The 17,498-nt window shown below is 73.8% G+C and carries 12 protein-coding genes; 5 read left to right on the top strand and 7 right to left on the bottom strand.

Annotated elements, in window-relative coordinates:
- The first annotated feature begins 152 nt into the window (after positions 1–152).
- From cofG to ACYVJ0_RS04125, 5 genes are all read left to right on the top strand, one after another.
- Positions 153–2,681: a 7,8-didemethyl-8-hydroxy-5-deazariboflavin synthase CofG gene (cofG, locus tag ACYVJ0_RS04145; protein ID WP_460816172.1), complete on the top strand. Its 2,529-nt coding sequence runs from the start codon at positions 153–155 to the stop codon at positions 2,679–2,681.
- Entirely contained in the window at positions 2,678–4,225 is a 1,548-nt protein-coding gene (locus ACYVJ0_RS04140; protein ID WP_460816170.1) for a flavin-containing monooxygenase, read from the top strand. The genes cofG and ACYVJ0_RS04140 overlap by 4 nt, the downstream gene beginning before the upstream one ends.
- Positions 4,222–5,235, top strand: a complete 1,014-nt coding sequence (gene fgd, locus ACYVJ0_RS04135) for a glucose-6-phosphate dehydrogenase (coenzyme-F420) (RefSeq protein WP_449854402.1) — start codon at positions 4,222–4,224, stop codon at positions 5,233–5,235. Before ACYVJ0_RS04140 ends, fgd begins: the two co-directional genes overlap by 4 nt.
- The gene (cofC, locus tag ACYVJ0_RS04130) at positions 5,232–5,984 is read left to right on the top strand and encodes a 2-phospho-L-lactate guanylyltransferase (RefSeq protein ID WP_460816168.1); all 753 of its coding nucleotides are present in this window, start codon (positions 5,232–5,234) and stop codon (positions 5,982–5,984) included. The genes fgd and cofC overlap by 4 nt, the downstream gene beginning before the upstream one ends.
- A gap of 270 nt (positions 5,985–6,254) precedes the next feature.
- Complete coding sequence (locus ACYVJ0_RS04125; RefSeq protein WP_460816167.1) at positions 6,255–6,797, top strand: DUF937 domain-containing protein; 543 nt, start codon at positions 6,255–6,257, stop codon at positions 6,795–6,797.
- A 15-nt stretch (positions 6,798–6,812) separates the two neighbouring features.
- Here the strand turns inward: ACYVJ0_RS04125 and ACYVJ0_RS04120 are convergent, their stop codons facing one another.
- From ACYVJ0_RS04120 to ACYVJ0_RS04090, 7 genes are all read right to left on the bottom strand, one after another.
- Positions 6,813–7,703, bottom strand: a complete 891-nt coding sequence (locus ACYVJ0_RS04120; RefSeq protein ID WP_460816165.1) for a hypothetical protein — start codon at positions 7,701–7,703, stop codon at positions 6,813–6,815.
- Positions 7,704–7,773: 70 nt separating this feature from the next.
- Positions 7,774–9,090, bottom strand: a complete 1,317-nt coding sequence (hemL, locus tag ACYVJ0_RS04115) for a glutamate-1-semialdehyde 2,1-aminomutase (RefSeq protein ID WP_460816163.1) — start codon at positions 9,088–9,090, stop codon at positions 7,774–7,776.
- Between the two features lie 58 nt (positions 9,091–9,148).
- Entirely contained in the window at positions 9,149–10,132 is a 984-nt protein-coding gene (gene hemB, locus ACYVJ0_RS04110) for a porphobilinogen synthase (RefSeq protein ID WP_460816162.1), read from the bottom strand.
- Positions 10,129–10,980: a uroporphyrinogen-III synthase gene (locus ACYVJ0_RS04105; RefSeq protein ID WP_460816160.1), complete on the bottom strand. Its 852-nt coding sequence runs from the start codon at positions 10,978–10,980 to the stop codon at positions 10,129–10,131. The genes hemB and ACYVJ0_RS04105 overlap by 4 nt, the downstream gene beginning before the upstream one ends.
- Positions 10,977–11,996: a hydroxymethylbilane synthase gene (hemC, locus tag ACYVJ0_RS04100; protein ID WP_460816158.1), complete on the bottom strand. Its 1,020-nt coding sequence runs from the start codon at positions 11,994–11,996 to the stop codon at positions 10,977–10,979. The genes ACYVJ0_RS04105 and hemC overlap by 4 nt, the downstream gene beginning before the upstream one ends.
- Complete coding sequence (gene hemQ / locus ACYVJ0_RS04095) at positions 11,993–12,694, bottom strand: hydrogen peroxide-dependent heme synthase (protein WP_449854410.1); 702 nt, start codon at positions 12,692–12,694, stop codon at positions 11,993–11,995. Before hemQ ends, hemC begins: the two co-directional genes overlap by 4 nt.
- 113 nt (positions 12,695–12,807) lie before the next feature.
- Positions 12,808–17,430: a carboxypeptidase regulatory-like domain-containing protein gene (locus tag ACYVJ0_RS04090; RefSeq protein WP_460816156.1), complete on the bottom strand. Its 4,623-nt coding sequence runs from the start codon at positions 17,428–17,430 to the stop codon at positions 12,808–12,810.
- Positions 17,431–17,498: the final 68 nt, after the last annotated feature.

The following is a 17,498-nucleotide window of genomic DNA, read 5'->3' as shown; positions in this document are numbered from 1 at the left end:
CCATCCTGGCATGCGGCGGCCCGCGCCGAGCCGTCGGTCCGCGACGAACGCGCACGGCGCCCCTTGGCCGCTTCCCACACTCGGCGATCCGGCGCGGCGACGGCGTTCCGCACCGTCGAGCTACCCCGCTCCCGCGGTGAGAGACTGAAGCGGTGACGCTGATCGACCCGGCCCCCACCACGGCCGACGCGCTCGCCCGCGCGGCGCGCGGCGCCCGGCTGGGCGCCGATGACGCCCTTGCGCTGCTGCGCGCCGAGGGAGACGAGTTCGAGCAGGTGCTCGGGCTCGCCGCCCGGATGCGCGACGAGGGCCTCGAGGCGGCCGGACGCGCGGGCATCATCACCTACTCGCGCAAGGTGTTCATCCCGCTCACCACGCTGTGCCGCGACCGCTGCCACTACTGCGTCTTCATCGACACCCCCGGCCAGCTGCTCAAGAAGCACAAGCCCGCGTACATGTCCGAGGAGCAGGTGCTCGCCGTCGCCCGCCGCGGCGCCGCCATGGGCTGCAAGGAGGCGCTGCTCACCCTCGGCGACCGGCCCGAGGACCGCTGGCCCGAGGCCCGCGCGTGGCTCGACGAGCACGGCTACTCCTCCACGCTCGAGTACGTCGGGGCCATGGCGCGCCTCATCACGGCCGAGACGGGCATGCTCGCCCATCTGAACCCGGGCGTCATGCGCCCCGACGAGCTCGAAATGCTGCGGCCGACCGCGCCGTCGATGGGCGTGATGCTCGAGACCACGTCGCGCCGCGTGTTCGAGGAGCCGGGTCAGGTGCACTACGGCTCGCCCGACAAGGATCCGGCCGTGCGCCTGAAGCTCATCGACGACGCCGGCCGCGCGCGGATCCCGTTCACGACGGGCATCCTCGTGAGCATCGGCGAGGAGCTGCGCGACCGCGCCGAGTCGATCGTGGCGCTGCGCGACGCGCACGACCGCCACGGGCACATCCAGGAGGTCATCGTCCAGAACTTCCGGGCCAAGCCGCGCACGGCCGCCGCCGGGGCGCCGGACGCGTCGCTGCTCGAGTACGCCGCGGCCGTGGCGGTGACGCGGATCGTCATGGGGCCCGGCATGCGGGTGCAGGTGCCGCCGAACCTCTCGGACCCTGCGGAGTTCGGCCTGCTCGTGCGCGCCGGCATCGACGACTGGGGCGGCGTCTCGCCGCTCACCGCCGACCACGTGAACCCCGAGCGCCCGTGGCCGCACCTCGACGACCTCGCGGCGGCGACCGCGGAGCTGGGCTTCACGCTGCGCGAGCGGCTGACCGCGCACCCGCGGTACGTGCGCGACGCGGAATGGATCGATCCCGCCCTGCGTCCGGCCGTGCTCGCGCTGGCCGACGAGGCCGGGCTGGCGGTCGAGGGGCTGCGGCCGACCGGGGCGCTTTCTGTGGTCGCTTCATCTCCGGCGCTGCGCGCCTCCGTTCAGCAACCGATGGGTTCCCCCTCCCCGGTAACCGAACGGAACGGCGCAGCCGCACGGCAACCCGGCAGGGTCATCTCGTCCGGCTCCACCGGCCTCATCGCCGCCGTCATCGACCGGGCGGCGCAGGACCCCGCCTCGCTCGAGGACGACGAGTGGGAGCGCCTGCTGCTCGCCACGGGCGACGACCTCGAGGCCCTCGTGCGCACGGCCGACGACGTGCGGCGCTACACGGTGGGCGAGGCGGTGAGCATCGTCGCGAACCGCAACATCGCCTCGTCCGGGTATCGGTCGACGGGACGCGGCCCGGCGACCGTCCGCGCGGCCGGCGTGCAGCAGGAGGGCGAGGCCTTCGACCTCGACACGCTCGCGGAGGCCACGCGGGACGCGTGGGATCTCGGGCTCGGCGAGGTGTGCGTCCAGGGTCTGATCGACCCCGCCGAGCCGGCCGAGAGCTACCTCGCGATCGCGCGCACCGTGAAGCATGCCGCACCCGGCATGCACCTGCACGCGTACCGCCCGCAGGACGTCGTCGACCTCGCCGCGCGATCCGGCCAGGACGTCGAGGGCGCGCTCCGCGCCCTGCGCGAGGCGGGGGTCGACTCCGTGCCCGGGACCGGCATCAAGCTCGCCAGCGAGCGTGTGCGCGCCCTCGTCGCGCCGGGCGACCTGGAGATCGAGCGCTGGATCGAGACGATCACGGCCGCACACGAGGCGGGCTTCTCGTCGACATCGGTGATGTTCTACGGCCACGTCGAGACCGCCGCCGAGCGCGTCGCGCACCTGCGCACGTTGCTGGCCATTCAGGCGCACACGCGCGGCTTCGCGGAGTTCGTGCCGATCCCCCTGCCCGGCCCGGCCGGCGGCGTGCCGCTCGTCCCGGGACGCGCGGCGCTCGACGAGCACCGGGCGATGATGGCCGTCTCGCGCCTCATGCTCGGGGAGTCGATCCGGCACCTGCAGGTGCCGTGGACGCGCCACGACCGCGCCGCCACGGCCGAGCTGCTGCGCAGCGGCGCCGACGACCTGGGCGGCACGCTGCTCGACGGGCGCGTGCTGCCGCGGGCGGGCATCGAGGCCGGGCAGGAGCTGCCGCTGGCCGAGGCGCGCCGCATCGCGCAGCGCCTGTTCCGCCCCTTCCGGCTGCGCACGACGACGTATGCCGAGCCGACCGCCGAGCGCAAGGCGGCGGCCGAGGCCGGCGCCGCCGGCACGCTCGCCGTCGGCACGCCCGATCCCTCGGAGACGACCGGATGACCACGGTCATCGTCGGCGCCGGCTTCGCCGGGATCGCCGCGGCGATCGCGCTGCGGCGGCGGGGGATCGACGACTTCGTGCTGCTCGAGCGCGCCGACGCCGTCGGGGGCACGTGGCGCGACAACACGTACCCGGGCGTCGCGTGCGACGTGCCCTCGCACCTGTACGGCCTCGCGTCACACCCGTGGCCGGAGTGGTCGCGCACCTTTGCGCCGGGCCACGAGATCCGCGCCTACCTCGAGCACGTCGTCCGCACCGAGTGCCTCGAGCGTCACCTGCGCCTGGGCACCGCGCTCGCCGGCGCCCGTTGGGACGGCGCGCGGTGGATCGTCCGCACCGCGGGCGGCGCGCGGATGCACAACGAAGGAGATGCGGCCGCATCCCCCACCGGAAGGGCCTCCGCGGCGTCCGATCCGCACGATCTTCCTTCGTTGTGCAGCGACGAGTTCACCGCCGATCACCTGATCCTGGCGTGCGGGCGGCTCACCGAGCCGCGCATCCCCCACATCGTGGGGCTGGAGACGTTCCCCGGCCCCGTGGTGCACTCCGCGCGCTGGCGCGACGACGTGCCGCTGCACGGCGCGCGCATCGCGGTGGCCGGCACCGGGGCCAGCGCCGTGCAGCTCGTGCCGGAGCTCGTGCGCCGCGGCGCGCGGGTCACGCTCATGCAGCGCACGCCGGCGTGGATCGTGCCGCGCGGCGACCGGGCCGTCTCGCCGAACGAGCAGCGGGCGTGGCGCGAGGATCCCGCGGCGCTGCGGGAGGTCCGCGAGCGCCTCTACGCGGAGGGCGAGGCGCGCTTCGCGTCGCGCTCGGGGGATCCGCGCGCGGCGGCGGAGGCGCGGGCGATCGCGCTCGCGCATCTCGAGGCGCAGGTGCCCGATCCGGCCCTGCGCCGCGCCCTCACGCCCGAGTACGCGTTCGGGTGCCGGCGCGTGCTGCTCAGCGACGACTTCTACCCCGCGATCGCCTCGGGCGCCGTCACCCTCGTGCCGAGCGCGCTGGCCGCCGCCGACGGATCCGCGCTCATCGCCGCCGACGGCACCCGGCACGAGGCCGACGCGCTCGTCCTCGCCACCGGCTTCCAGGCCGCGCGCCAGCCGTACGCGCACCTCGTGACCGGCGCGCACGGCCGCACGCTCGACGAGCACTGGTCGGGCGGATACACCGCCGTCGGCTCGACGCTCGTGCACGGCTTCCCGAACCTCTTCGTGCTCGGCGGGCCCAACGCCGCGCTCGGGCACAACTCGGCCGTGCTCGTGCTCGAGGCGCAGGCCGCGTTCGCCGCGGAGCTCGTCGCCGTCGGCGCCCCCGTGCGGGTCACGGCCGAGGAAGAAGCCGAGGCCTCGAGCGAGATCGACGCCCTCGCCGCCGGCACCCCCTGGCTCACCGGGGGCTGCCGCAGCTGGTACGTCGACGAGCGCAGCGGCCGGCTCACCCTGCTGTGGCCGGGCACCGTCGACGCGTTCCGCGCGCGCCTCGACCGCGTGCGCGACCGTGTGATCCGCACCATCCCATCCGCCACGACCGTAGGAGCACCATGACCGTTCCCATCCGATTCGGCTACAAGGCCTCCTCCGAGCAGTTCGGCCCGCGCGAGCTGCTCGACTACGCCGTGCTGGCCGAGGAGGTCGGCTTCGACTCCGTCTTCCTCAGCGACCACCTGCAGCCGTGGATGCACGAGGGCGGCCACGCCCCCGCCGCGCTGCCGTGGCTCGGATCCGTCGGCGAGCGCACCTCGCGCGTGCTGCTGGGCACCTCGGTGCTCACGCCGACCTTCCGCTACCACCCCGGCGTCGTCGCGCAGGCGTTCGGCACGCTCGGGGCGATGTACCCGGGCCGCATGATCCTGGGCGTGGGCACGGGTGAGGCGCTCAACGAGGTGACCCTCGGCCTCGAGTGGCCGGAGCCGCCCGAGCGGTTCCAGCGCATGAAGGAGGCGATCACCCTCATCCGCCGGCTCTGGGAGGGCGAGCGGGTCACCTTCGAGGGCACCTACTACTCCGTGAGCAACGCGACGATCTACGACCGACCCGAGCAGCCCGTGCCGGTGTACATCGGCGCCTCGGGGCCCGCGGCGACGCGCCTGGCGGGGCGGATGGCGGACGGCTGGATCACGACGAGCGGCAAGGGCGACGAGCTCTACACCGACAAGCTCATCCCGGCCTTCGAGGAGGGGCTCGAGAAGGGCGGGCGCCGCCGCGACGACGTCGACACGATGATCGAGGTCAAGGTCTCGTTCCGCCCCGACAAGGCGAAGGCGCTCGAGAACACGCGCTTCTGGGCGCCGCTGGCGCTGAAGCCCGAGGAGAAGACGGGCGTGCACGATCCGATGGAGATGCAGCGCCTGGCGCAGGAGCTGCCGATCGAGCGCGCCGCGAGCCGCTTCATCGTGAGCGACGACGTCGAGGAGCACATCGCCGCGATCGAGCGCTATCTCGACCTCGGCTTCCGCCACCTCGTGTTCCACGACCCGGGTCACGACCAGGAGGCCTTCCTGCGCCTCTACGGCGAGGAGGTGCTGCCGCGCCTGCGCGAGCGGCACCGCTCGTGAGCGACCTCGGTCGTCGACCGGAGGCGCGAAGCGCCGCAGCGGAGACGGGCCGAGCGGAGGCCGCGCAGCGGCCGGAGTCGAGGTCCTGGAGCGTCGTCGTCCCCGTCAAGCCCGCGGCGATCGGCAAGTCGCGGCTGGAGGTGCCCGGCGTCGACCGCGCCGCGCTGGCCCGCGCCATCGCGCTCGACACCGTCGCGGCCGTCGCCCGCGCGGGGAGCGTGGCCGAGGTGGTCGTGGTGACGGACGACCACGGCGTGCGCACGGCCCTCGCCGCCCTGCACAACGAAGGAGAACGGGGCGGGGATCGGGCGGATCCGGCCCGATCCGGGGGTGCGGCGGAGGGATCTCCTTCGTTGTGCAGGCCGCGCGCCGTCGCGGACCCGGGCGGCGGGCTGAACGCGGCGATCGCGGCGGGCCTGGCGGCGGCCGCCGGGGGCGCGAAGGCGGCGCTGCTCGGCGACCTGCCGGCGCTGCGTCCGGACGATCTCGACGCGGCGCTGGCCGCCGCCGGCGAGGGGCCGGCCGCGGTGCCGGATGCCGAGGGCACGGGGACGACGCTGCTCGCGCACGCCGAGCCGGCGATCCTGCGCTTCGGTGCGGACTCGTTCGCGCGGCACCTCGCCGCCGGCGCCGCCCGCCTCGACATCGCCGAGACGAGCACGCTGCGGCACGACGTCGACACGGCCGCCCAGCTGGATGAGGCCCGCGCCCTCGGCCTGGGCCCCCGCACGGCGGCCCTGCTCCCCTGACGCGGCGCCGCGGTGTTCCGCAGCCGATCAGTGCCACCCCTCGGTTGCGGAACGAAGTGAGCGCCAGCGAACGAAGATGAAGCGACCACAGCAACTCCACGCCGGCTGCGGTGGTCGCTTCATCTCCGCGACTCCGCCGCTGGAGTTCCGCAGCCGATGGGTGCAACCCACCGCCGCTCCAGGGTCTGGCGCGCGGTCGGCGGCGGCAATACGGTGAGCGCAGCGGGACGGCGGCCGATCGGGCCGCGCCGCCCACACCCGGGAGGGCACATGGCCGGCCTCGACGACATCCTGAAGAACCTGCCGATCGGCGACATCGCCGCCAAGCTCGGCGTGGACGAGGGCACCGCGCTCTCGGCCGCGCGCGAGGGGAGCCAGACGATCCTCGGCGGCCTGCAGAAGGAGACGCAGACGCAGGAGGGCGCCGCCGCGCTCGAGAGCGCACTCGCGAAGCACGCCGGCGAGAAGCGCGTCGCGTCGGCGGACGACATCGACGAGGAGGACGGCAAGGGCATCCTCGGGCACATCTTCGGCGGGCAGCAGGACCAGGTCGCCCAGAAGCTGACGGCCTCCGAGAAGACCACCGGCGGGATCGACTTCGCCAAGCTCCTGCCGCTGCTCGCGCCGATCGTCATGAACGTCGTGGCGAACCGGAAGAGCGAGAAGCAGGCCGAGCAGGACGGGGGCTTCGACCTGGGCGGCCTGATCGGCGGACTCGTCGGCGGCGGATCCTCGGGCGGATCGACCGGCGGCGGGATCGACCTCGGCGCGATCGGCGACGTGCTGGGCGGCTTCTTCGGCGGGCGCAGGTAACCCGAGCCGCCCGCCCTACGACGCGGGCGTGAAGGGCGGCGTGACCCCGTCGGCGTAGACGGGTGCGGGCAGCACCGTGTCGGTCGCCCCGTCGCGGATCGCCCGGATCGCGTCCGCGATCTCGGCCGAGTTCTCCGGCACGGGCAGGCCGCATGCCGCCAGCTCGGAGGCGAACTCCAGCGTCAGGCGCGTCTTGCCCGCCGCTACCGCGTCGGCCGTCGTCCCGGTGGCCTGCGGCGTGCTCGCGTTCTCGACATCGGGCACCTCGGCGCACACGTGGTAGACGCCCCCGCCCTCGACCCACACGACCTCGTCCTCGCCGAGGATCTGGATCACGGTGGACCGATCCGCCGTGTACTGCTCGACCGACGGCGGGTCGACATCGATGCCGAGCGCGATCGCGACGACCGCGATGACGCCGCCGATCGCTCCCGCGATGCCCTTCTGCGACTTCGACATGTCCTTGTTCATGAGGACGAGGATGATGAGGGGCACGAACGCGACGACCGCGACGATGGCCCCGAGCTGGTTCTGCACGAAGAACCGCACGGTGTCCGAGCGCCTGGCGGGGTCGATTCGGTTGGCGCGCTTCCACAGCATCGAGCCGGTGATCGACAGCGCGCCGATCACGACGAAGGCCACGATGAGCGAGATGAACGCCCACTGCGGGAACTCGTAGCCGACCTCGTGCGCCTCGAGCAGGCCGGTCTCGTCGTCGCGGACGATCCCCTCCTCGCCCACCGGCACGCGCTGGCGCAGCAGCCAGAAGATGGCGACGAGCTCGAGCGCGATCGCGACGATCCACAGCACCCACGAGACGATCCGCAGCGTCGTCGCCTGCTTCTTGCCCGCCTCGGTCGGCTCCCAGTCGGCCGCGGCCGCCTTGTCGGTGGTGTTCTCGGCCATGATCCCCCCCCTACGCCGATCCCCCTGACCGGCGGATCGAGCATAGCGGCGCGCCGCCGCTCGCGGGGATCTACGCGGCGGCCGCGGCGCGCGCGGCGGCGGGCAGCGCCGCGGTGATCCGCTCGAGCGCGGCGGCGTCGTGTGCGGCCGTGAGGAACCAGGCCTCGAAGACGCTCGGCGGCAGGTGCACGCCGGCGTCGAGCATGGCGTGGAAGAACGGGGTGTAGCGGAAGGCGTCCTGCGTCTTGGCCCGCTCGTACGTCACGGGCGCCTCGTCGAGGAACGCGAGCCCGAACAGGGTGCCGACGCGCGGGATGGCGTGCGCGACGCCCTCCGCGGCGAGCGCGGCCGAGAGCGCGTCGATGACGACGGAGGCCGCGGCGTCGACCGCGACGTACACCTCGGGGGTCGCCAGCTCGAGCGTGCGGATGCCGGCGGCCACCGACAGCGGGTTCCCCGACAGCGTGCCCGCCTGGTAGACGGGTCCGGACGGCGCGAGGTGCTCCATCACGGTGCGCTTGCCGCCGAGGGCGGCGAGGGGCATGCCGCCGCCGATCACCTTGCCGAACGTGACGATGTCGGGCCCGTAGGCCTCGCCGGACTCCACCTGCAGCCCCCACATGCCCGCGGGGTGCACGCGGAAGCCCGTGAGCACCTCGTCGAGGATGAGCAGCGCACCGTGGCGGTGGGCGACGTCGGCGAGTCCGCTGTTGAAGCCCGCCGGCGGCACGACGACGCCCATGTTGGCGGGCGCGGCCTCGACGATCACCGCCGCGATGCGGTCGCCGTGGGTCTCGAACGCCGCGCGCACCGCGTCGAGGTCGCCGTAGGGCAGCACGAGGGTCTCGGCCGCCACGGCCGCGGGCACGCCGGCGGTGCCGGGCAGCGCGAGCGTCGCGACGCCCGATCCGGCGGAGGCGAGCAGCCCGTCGGAGTGGCCGTGGTAGTTGCCGTCGAACTTCACGAGCAGGTCGCGGCCCGTCACGCCGCGCGCGAGGCGGATGGCGGTCATCGTCGCCTCGGTGCCGGTGGACACGAGGCGCACCTCCTCGACCGGGCTCAGGCCGCCGGCGCGCACGCGCTGGGTCACGAGCTCGGCCAGCCGCACCTCGCCCTCGGTGGGCGCGCCGAACGACAGCCCGCGCGAGGCCGCCTCCTGCACCGCCGCGACGACCTCGGGATGCGCGTGGCCCAGCAGGGCCGGACCCCACGACGCGACGAGGTCGACGTACACGCGACCCGCGGCGTCGGTCACGTACGCCCCGCGCGCGGAGGCGAGGAAGCGGGGCGTGCCCCCGACCGATCCGTACGCCCGCACCGGCGAATTGACCCCACCGGGGATGACATCGCGGGCGTGGGCGAACAGTTCGTCGTTGCGATCGGCCATGCTCCCATTCTCCCGCGCCCCGCCTGGGCGCGCCCGGTGCGGCCGGATCGCGGAGAGGTCAGAGCTCGGCGCGGAGCCAGGTGGCGGCCTCGGCCGCCCAGTAGGTGAGGATCGCGTCGGCGCCCGCCCGGCGAATGCCGAGGAGGGAGTCCTGGATGGCCGCGCGGCGGTCGATCCAGCCGTTCGCGGCGGCGGCCTCGATCATCGCGTACTCCCCCGAGACCTGGTAGGCCCACACGGGGATGTCGACGGCCGCCCGCACGTCGGCGAGCACGTCGAGGTACGGCTGCGCGGGCTTCACCATGACGATGTCGGCGCCCTCCTCGGCGTCGATCACCGCCTCCTTGACCCCCTCGCGGGCGTTGGCCGGATCGAGCTGGTAGGTGCGGCGATCGCCCTTCAGCTGCGAGTCGACCGCCTCGCGGAAGGGGCCGTAGAACGCGCCGGCGTACTTCGCGGAGTACGCCATGATGAGCGTGTCGGCGAAGCCGGCGGCGTCGAGCGCCTCGCGCACCGCCGCGACCTGGCCGTCCATCATGCCGCTCAGGCCCAGCAGCGCCGATCCCGCCCGCGCCTGCGCGACGCCCATGGCGGCGTAGCGCTCGAGCGTGGCGTCGTTGTCCACCGATCCGTCGGCGGCGAGCACGCCGCAGTGACCGTGGTCGGTGAACTCGTCCAGGCACAGATCGGTCTGCACGACGAGCGCGTCGCCGACCTCGGCGACGACGGCCTCCGTGGCGACGTTGAGGATGCCGCGCGGATCGTCGGCGCCCGATCCGGTCGCGTCGCGCACGGCGGGCACGCCGAAGAGCATGACGCCGCCGACGCCGGCCTCGGCCGCCTCCGCGGCGGCGCGGCGCAGCGTGTCGAGCGTGTGCTGCACGACGCCCGGCATGGACGAGATCGCGACGGGCTCGTCGATCCCCTCGCGCACGAACATCGGCAGCACGAGCTGCGACGGCACGAGGTGCGTCTCGCGCACGAGGCGGCGGACGGCGGGGGACTGCCGCAGGCGGCGCGGCCGGTGCTCGGGGAAGCTCACCTGTGCTCCTGGGGTCGGTCGACCACCGCGTTCGAGCCCGTGTCGGCGATCGCGAGCGCCTCCGGGGTCGGCGGCGGCAGGGGGATGGCCGCGAGCGTGTCGATCAGCGAGTCGATCGTCTGCGTCGGCGCGACGACCCGCACCGGCAGGCCCACGCGCTCGGCGTCGCGCGCCGTGCGCGGGCCGATCGCGGCGATGACGGTCTGGTCCGGGATCTTCGGGAACTGCTCGCGCACCTGCTCGGCGACCGATCCGCTCGTGACGAGGATCGCGTTGATCCGGCCCGTCTCGACGTCGCGCGCGACGCGGTCCGAGACCGGCACGCCGATCGTGCGATACGCCACGACGCTGCGCACGTCGTGCCCGGCCTTGCGCAGCGCGGTGGTGAGCACCGGCTTGGCGATCTCGCTGCGCAGCGCGAGCACGCGGCGCGGCTCGGTCTCGAGCTCGATCATCTGGTGCGCGAGGCCGGCGGCGGAGTTCTCGATCTCGGGCACGAGGTCGACGCGGTAGCCGACCGCCGCGAGGGCGGCGGCCGTGGTCTCGCCGACGGCGGCGACCTTCGTCGTCTCGGGGATCGTCGCCTGGTAGGCGTAGAGCACGTCGACCGTCGTGGCGCTCGTGACGGTGATCCAGTCGAATCGGCCGTCGCGCAGATCGGAGATCGCCGCCTCGAGCGTGGCCACGTCGTCGGTGGGCGCGAAGTTGATGAGCGGCGCGATCACCGGCACGGCGCCCTTGGAGCGCAGTGTCGCGGCGACGCCGTCGCCCCACGGTCCGCCGCGGGGGACGAGCACGCGCCAGCCCGAGAGGGGCCTGGCGGTCTTCGCTTCTGTGTCTGGAGTCATGGAGTGGGGGGTCCCGATACGAGGGCGCTCGCCCCGGCCTCGAGCAGCCGACGCGCGACCTCGTTTCCGATGTCGTCGGCGCGCGGGTACGCGCCGGAAGCGTCGTCGTCGGCGCTGCCTGTGTCCCGACTATACCCCTGGTCGCCGGAGGCGGAAATCGGCCCGATCAGCCGATCCTCCGCCCAGCGCACGGTCTGCGACGGGTCGGCGCCATACACCTCGGCGCGCAGCCGCAGGCGCTCGCCGTCGACGATCGCGTGCACGCCGACGGGCGCGTGGCAGCCGGCCTCGATGCCCGCGAGGATCGTCCGCTCGACCGTCTGCGCGCAGCGGGTGGCCGGATCGTCGAGGCGGCCGACCGCGGCGAGCAGCTCGGCGTCGGCGTCGTCGCGCATCTCCACCGCCAGCACGCCCTGCCCGGCCGCCGTGGGCCAGTCCTCGAGGTCGCGCGGCTCGACGTGCAGGTCGATCTCGGCCCCGAGGCGCGCCAGGCCCGCCGCGGCGAGCACGATCGCGTCGAGCTCGCCGTCGCGCACGCGCGCCATGCGCGAGTCGACGTTGCCGCGCAGATCCCGGATCTCGACGCCCGGGTTCGCGGCGCGCACCTGCGCGATGCGTCGCGGCGATCCCGTGCCGACGAGCGATCCGGCCGGCAGGTCCTCGAGCCGCGTGCCGTCGCGCGTGATGATGACGTCCCGCGCGTCGGCGCGGCGCGGCGTCGCGGCGATGACGAGGCCGGGGGCCGGCGAGGTCGGCAGGTCCTTGAGGGAGTGGACGAGCAGGTCGCACTCGCCCGCGAGCAGCGCCTCGCGCAGCCGCGTGGCGAAGACGCCCGTGCCGCCGAGACTGGCGAGCGAGGCGCGCGTCGTGTCGCCCTCCGAGACGATCCGCACGAGCTCCACGGGGCGGCCCGTGACCGCCTCGAGGTCGCGCGCCACCATGCCGGACTGCGCCATGGCCAGCGCGCTGCGGCGCGTGCCGAGCCGGATCGGCGCGCCCGCTGCCGGGGTCGTCACTGCAGCACTTCCGGGATCTCGTCGAGCGCGATCCGGCGGCCGGTGAAGAAGGGCACCTCCTCGCGCACGTGGCGGCGCGCCTCGGTGTAGCGCAGCTCGCGCATCATGTCGACGAGGTCGGTGAGCTCGTCGGCCTCCATCGGCAGCATCCACTCGTAGTCGCCGAGCGCGAACGACGCCATGGTGTTGGCCGTGACGCCCGTGAACGCGGCGCCCTTGCGGCCGTGATCGGCGAGCATCGCGCGGCGCTCCTCGTCGGGCAGCAGGTACCACTCGTAGCTGCGCACGAACGGGTAGACGGTGAGCCACTCCTTCGGAGCGATGCCGCGGAGGTAGCCGGGCACGTGGCGCTTGTTGAACTCCGCGTCGCGGTGCACCGCCATCGCGTTCCACGTGGGCAGGAGCGGGCGCAGCAGCTCGGTGCGGCGCAGGCGGCGCACGGCCTTCTGCAGGTCCTCGGCGACGGGTCCGTGCAGCCACACCATGAGGTCGGCGTCGGCCCGCAGCCCGCTGACGTCGTAGAACCCGCGCACCGTGACGCCGCGCTCGGAGAGGAATCCGACGATGTTCTCGAGCTCGGTGGGATCGGTCTCGCTCACCGCCTGCGCCGGGTTGCGGCGCCACACGGCCCAGAGGCTGTAGTCGTCGCCGGCGCGCTCGGGGGCGTCGGCCTGGTCGAGGGGCTGGTTCTGCGCCATGCCGTCATTCTCCCACCGCGAGGTGAGTGATCGATCCGCGTTCCTGGGGCCGCCGCATCCGGACCGGGAGTGCTCCTTCGGGTCGAGCCTCCCGGGCCCGGATGCGGAGCGGATCAGGCGTTGCGCCTCGCGCGACGACGGCTGAGGAGCAGCACGCTGCCCGCGATCAGCAGCATCGACGCCACGGCGATCGACGTGCCGACCTCCGTGCCCGTGTCCGGCAGCTTCCCCGCGACCGTCACGGGCGCCCAGGCGACGACCGCGCCGTCGGCATCCGTGAACACGACGCGGTGCTCGCCCGGCGCGACGGAGGCGGGAACGCTCAGCGTGACGACGCCGTTCGCGTCCGACGTCCTCCACCCGAGCGCGACCGGCTCGGAGAACATCCAGACGTAGTAGCCGGTGCTCGGCGCGAGGCCGGCGACCGTGAACGTCCCGCCGGGTACGGCGGAGCCGCTCGTCACGCTCGCGCCACCGCGGTTGCCGCCGTTCAGCGTGGCCGCATCGGGAGCCTCCGGATCGCCGCCACCGCTGGACGGCAGAACGACGGTCGGCTCGGGCTCCGACGTCTCCACAGGTGCCGGCGTCTCCGTGCGCTCCGGCTGCGGCTCCGGTGTGGGCTGAGGCTCCGGCTCCTGCGTCGGCTCCGGCGTCGGAGTCGGCTCGGGAGTCGGCTCGGGAGTCGGCTCCGGGTCCGGCGCCGCGTTCGTCCGCTGCGTGCGCGATGCCGCCTCACCCGCTCCGGCCTCGTTGCGGGCGGCGACGCGCACCGTGTACTCCGTCGCAGCCTCGAGGCCGGCGATCGTCGCGGACGTGCCGCTCACGCTCACCGTCGCGCCCGGCACGGCCACACCGGCCGCGAGCACCTCGACGACGTAGCCGTCGATCGTCCCGCCGCCCGCGTCCGCGGGCGCGTCCCATGCGACGCGCAGCCCGGTCGGCGACACCGCCTCCAGCGAGGTGATGACCGGTGCCCCCGGCACCACGATCCGCTCGGTGGTGAATGCGACCGGCTCCGAGGCGGCACCCACCCCGGCGCTGTTGCGCGCCGCGACGGTGACCTCGTACGCCGTGGCCGGGCTCAGCCCGGAGATCGGCAGGGAGCGCACATCGCCGACCTCGATCACGCGCGGCGCGGGCGCGCCCTCGGCCCGCACCGAGACGACGTAGCCCGTGACGGGCGCACCGCCGTCGACGGCGGGCGGTGCCCACGACACGGTCGCGCCGCGCGTCGTCACCTCACCCACCGACGGCGCCGCCGGGATGCCCGGCGCCACGACCGGAGCGGTGACGGTGAGGGTCGCCTCGCGAGAGATCCTCTCCTCGCCGTCCCGCGTGAACACGGCGCGGAAGACGCGCTCGCCGACCTCGTCGGTCGAGACGGAGAGGGTGGTGTCCGTGGCACCCTCGAGGTCGACCCATTCGCCGTCGATGCGCTCCTGCCACTGCAGGTCGGGCTGCGGCCGGCCGGAGGCGATGGCCGTGAACTCGGCGTACCCGCCCGCCTCGACCGCGACGCCCACGGGGTTGCGCGTGATCTCGAAGGCGTCGGAGAGCGTCTGCTCCGGGCGGAGCGGCTTCTCGCCCTCGCCCAGCGGCTGCAGCCGCGGCACCTCGATCTCGGGCGTGCGCTTGCCCGCCTCGATCTCGATGATCTTGGCCTCCGCCCGCGTGGCCTTGTTCGGATACCACGACGTGCCGTGCTCGTGCGTGTACACGTACAGCGTGTAGCGGCCCGGATCGACCGGCGGCAGCTCGAACCGTCCGTTCTCGTCCGTCGTCGTCTCGATGCCGAGGATCGCGTCGGCCGGGTCCTCCGATGCGAAGACGCTGCGCAGCACGGAGAAGAGCGAGAGCTCCGGCGCGGTGGCGAGGCCCACCGTCGCCCCGGCGAGCGGCTCGCCGTCCGGGCCCTTGATGACACCGCGCGCCACGCCGCCGAGCCCGAGGCGTGCCTCGATGCCGGTGACAGGACGGTCGACGATCGTGATCGTCTCCGCCTGCTCGCGCGTGGTGACGCCGTCGAACCACTGCTCGACGTAGAGGCCGTCACCGTTCTCGAACCGCAGCTGGTACGCCCCCGCCGGCATCTCGAACGAGAAGGTGCCGTCGGCGTGTGTGCGGACGCTGCGGATGACCCAGCCGTCGTCGTCGGCCTGCAGGATCTCCACGTCGACGTTCCCGAGGGGCACGTCGAGATTCGCGGCGCGCACGGTGCCGGCGATCGTGAAGAGCTGCTGGCGGTAGAGGGTGTGACCCGTCAGGCCCTCCGCGGGCACCTCGACCTCCGTTCCCTCGCCGGGATCGGAGTCCAGACGGATCCGGTATGCACCCGCACCCGGCAGCTCGAGCGCGTACTCGCCGTTCTCGTCGGTGTACGTGGACGCCGATCCGGGGCCGTCCGCATAGATCCACTCTTCCGCGACCGGCTCTCCCGTGACGGCGTCGACGACGGTGCCGGTGACCGTCACACCGTCGTGCAGTGCGGCGTCCAGCACGAGCGGGTCCTGCCCGCGGGCGGGGGCGACGACCGCGGTGGCGTGAGCGCGGTCCGTCGCGCCCTGCCACCACTGCGACGCATAGCGGTCGGCGCCGAACTCGATCAGGTACTCCCGGCCCTCGACGAGGTCGGAGAAGGCGTAGCGCCCGTCCGCATCGGCAGTCGCGTACTCGAAGTTCCACCAGCCGCCGTCCTCGGCCCACTCATACGGCTCCCACCAGTGCGCGGTCACCGAGGCGTAGCCCAGCTTCACACCCGTCTCCGCGTCGGTGATCGTGCCGGTGATCTGAGCCGGGTCCGGCCGGAACTCGAGAACGCCTGCTTCCGTGTACTTTCCGGGCGCGACCGTGATCGCATCCCCCTGGATCCACTCGCCGTCGACCTCGTACTGGAGGCTGTAGGTGCCCGCCGGCACGCCGGGCATCGTCCACTCGGGCCACGCTTCCGTGGCATCGCGGTCGAAGTACTCGTCCCATCGGTCGTCGTAGTCGTACCAGTCGTAGGCCAGCTGGACACGAACGGATCGGACGTCCTCCGGCACGTCGAAGCTGCCGCGCACGGCTCCGCCGAGGATCTGCGCGATGTCGCCCGTGCGGAAGCTCTCGCCCTCGTCGAGGCCGATCGCCACGGCCTCCTCGCGCGTGCCGTCGCCGCCGTACCAGGTCTGCACCCCGAAGGGCTCGGTGACCTCCACCGCCACGGCGTAGTTGTTCGGGTTCAGATAGCCGAACTCGTACGATCCGTCCGCCGTGGTCGTGGTCGTGCGCAGCGCGTTGCGCTGATCGCTCGCCCGGTACAGGCTCACGGTCGCCCCTTCCAGGGGGGCGCCGATGGCATCCGTCACCACACCCGAGATGGAGCCGTCGCCGCCGCCGAAGGTCACGATCTGCGGCTCGTCCGCCGAGAGCGGCAGGATGTCCGCGTCCTCTCGGCTGGTGGCGTCCGGCCACCACACGCGGTCGTAGTCCCCGGTCGCCTCGTTCCACATACTCAGGCGCAGGACGACCTCCGTTCCCGCCCGGAACTCCAGGGTCTCGCTGTCGCCACTCGCGAGGTACGCATACCCGGTCGCCTCCGCGCTGTCGGCGGCGTACACCTCGATGTCAACGTCCTCGTCCGAGCGGTTCACGACGGTCAGCTGCGCCAGACCGGGGAGGGCCAGCGGCTCCGGGTACGCATACGCGTCGCCCGGTGCCAGCTCCAAGGGCGCCCCGAGGTCCTCCTGCCAGCCCGAGCCGAGGTTGGCCGTCAGCTGAACGGCGCCCGGCCACACCAGGCTGGCGGTGAACGCTCCCGTCTCCGGGTCGTACTCGACCGATCCGCTCCGGTCTCCCTCACCGGACCAGCTCAGCCACGAGATCCGCTCGCGATCGGCTTCCGCGATCGTCCCCGACAGGCTCGCACCGCGGAGCGCGACGATGTCGATGCCGGTGACATCGCCGTCGACCGCGATGACCTCCCGGTCCTCCCAGCTGCCGCCGTAGTACGTGCTCAGGTAGCCGCTTCCCTGCGGAAACGACACGTACACGTGCCACCCCGCCGCCGTCACGCCCGGCAGGCGGAATGCTCCGTCCGCCCCGGTGACGACGCACGAAGTCGCGTTCGGGCCGTACTCCGACGGCTCCCAGCCCTCGACGATCGCGCCGGCGATGGGCGCACCCGCATCGTCCCGCACAGTGCCCGAGATGCTGTGAGGCCCCGTGGCCTGCTCGGTCGTGCACCAGTCGGGTGCCTCGGCGTTCATCGCCTTCTCGACCTCGGGCGAGGTCGCGACGCGCGGCGTGCTGTCGCGCTCGGGCGACGCCGCGTCGCTCCTCACCGGCTCGGGCGACGCCGCGCGCGGGAGGGTCGTCTCGGCGGGTGCGGCCTCCTCGGCCTCGCCCGCGGGTCCGTCGCTGCGCGCACGTTCGGTCGCCGCGGCCGCCTCGTCCAGGGGCACCGGCGTCGGCGTCGGGTCCGCCGCAGACTCGCTCTCCGCCGGGGCCTCGGGCGCCTCCGGTGCGGGAGCCTGCTCGCCGGCCTCTCCCGGGGGAGCCACCGCCGCGGCGCCGGCGCCGTCGTCCGACGACGCCGGAGCGATCGTCGTCCCGCCCGCCGGCTCGACGACGGGCATCGGATCCGAACCGGTCGCGGCCAGGGCGGGCACCGCCGCTCCGCCGAAGACGAGCGCGAACGCAGTGATCAGTGACAGCAGCGTGGCCGCGCGCGTGCCGCGGCGGCGGTCGTGGTGACGCACAGAATCTCCTCGGGCCGGGAACCCCGACGGGGCCCATTCAGGAGACTTCTTAGCAACGCCACACCGAT

Source organism: Microbacterium petrolearium (genome assembly GCF_054782875.1).
The sequence above is the reverse complement of the archived record's forward strand: the minus strand, read 5'-3'. Positions and strand labels throughout refer to the sequence as shown.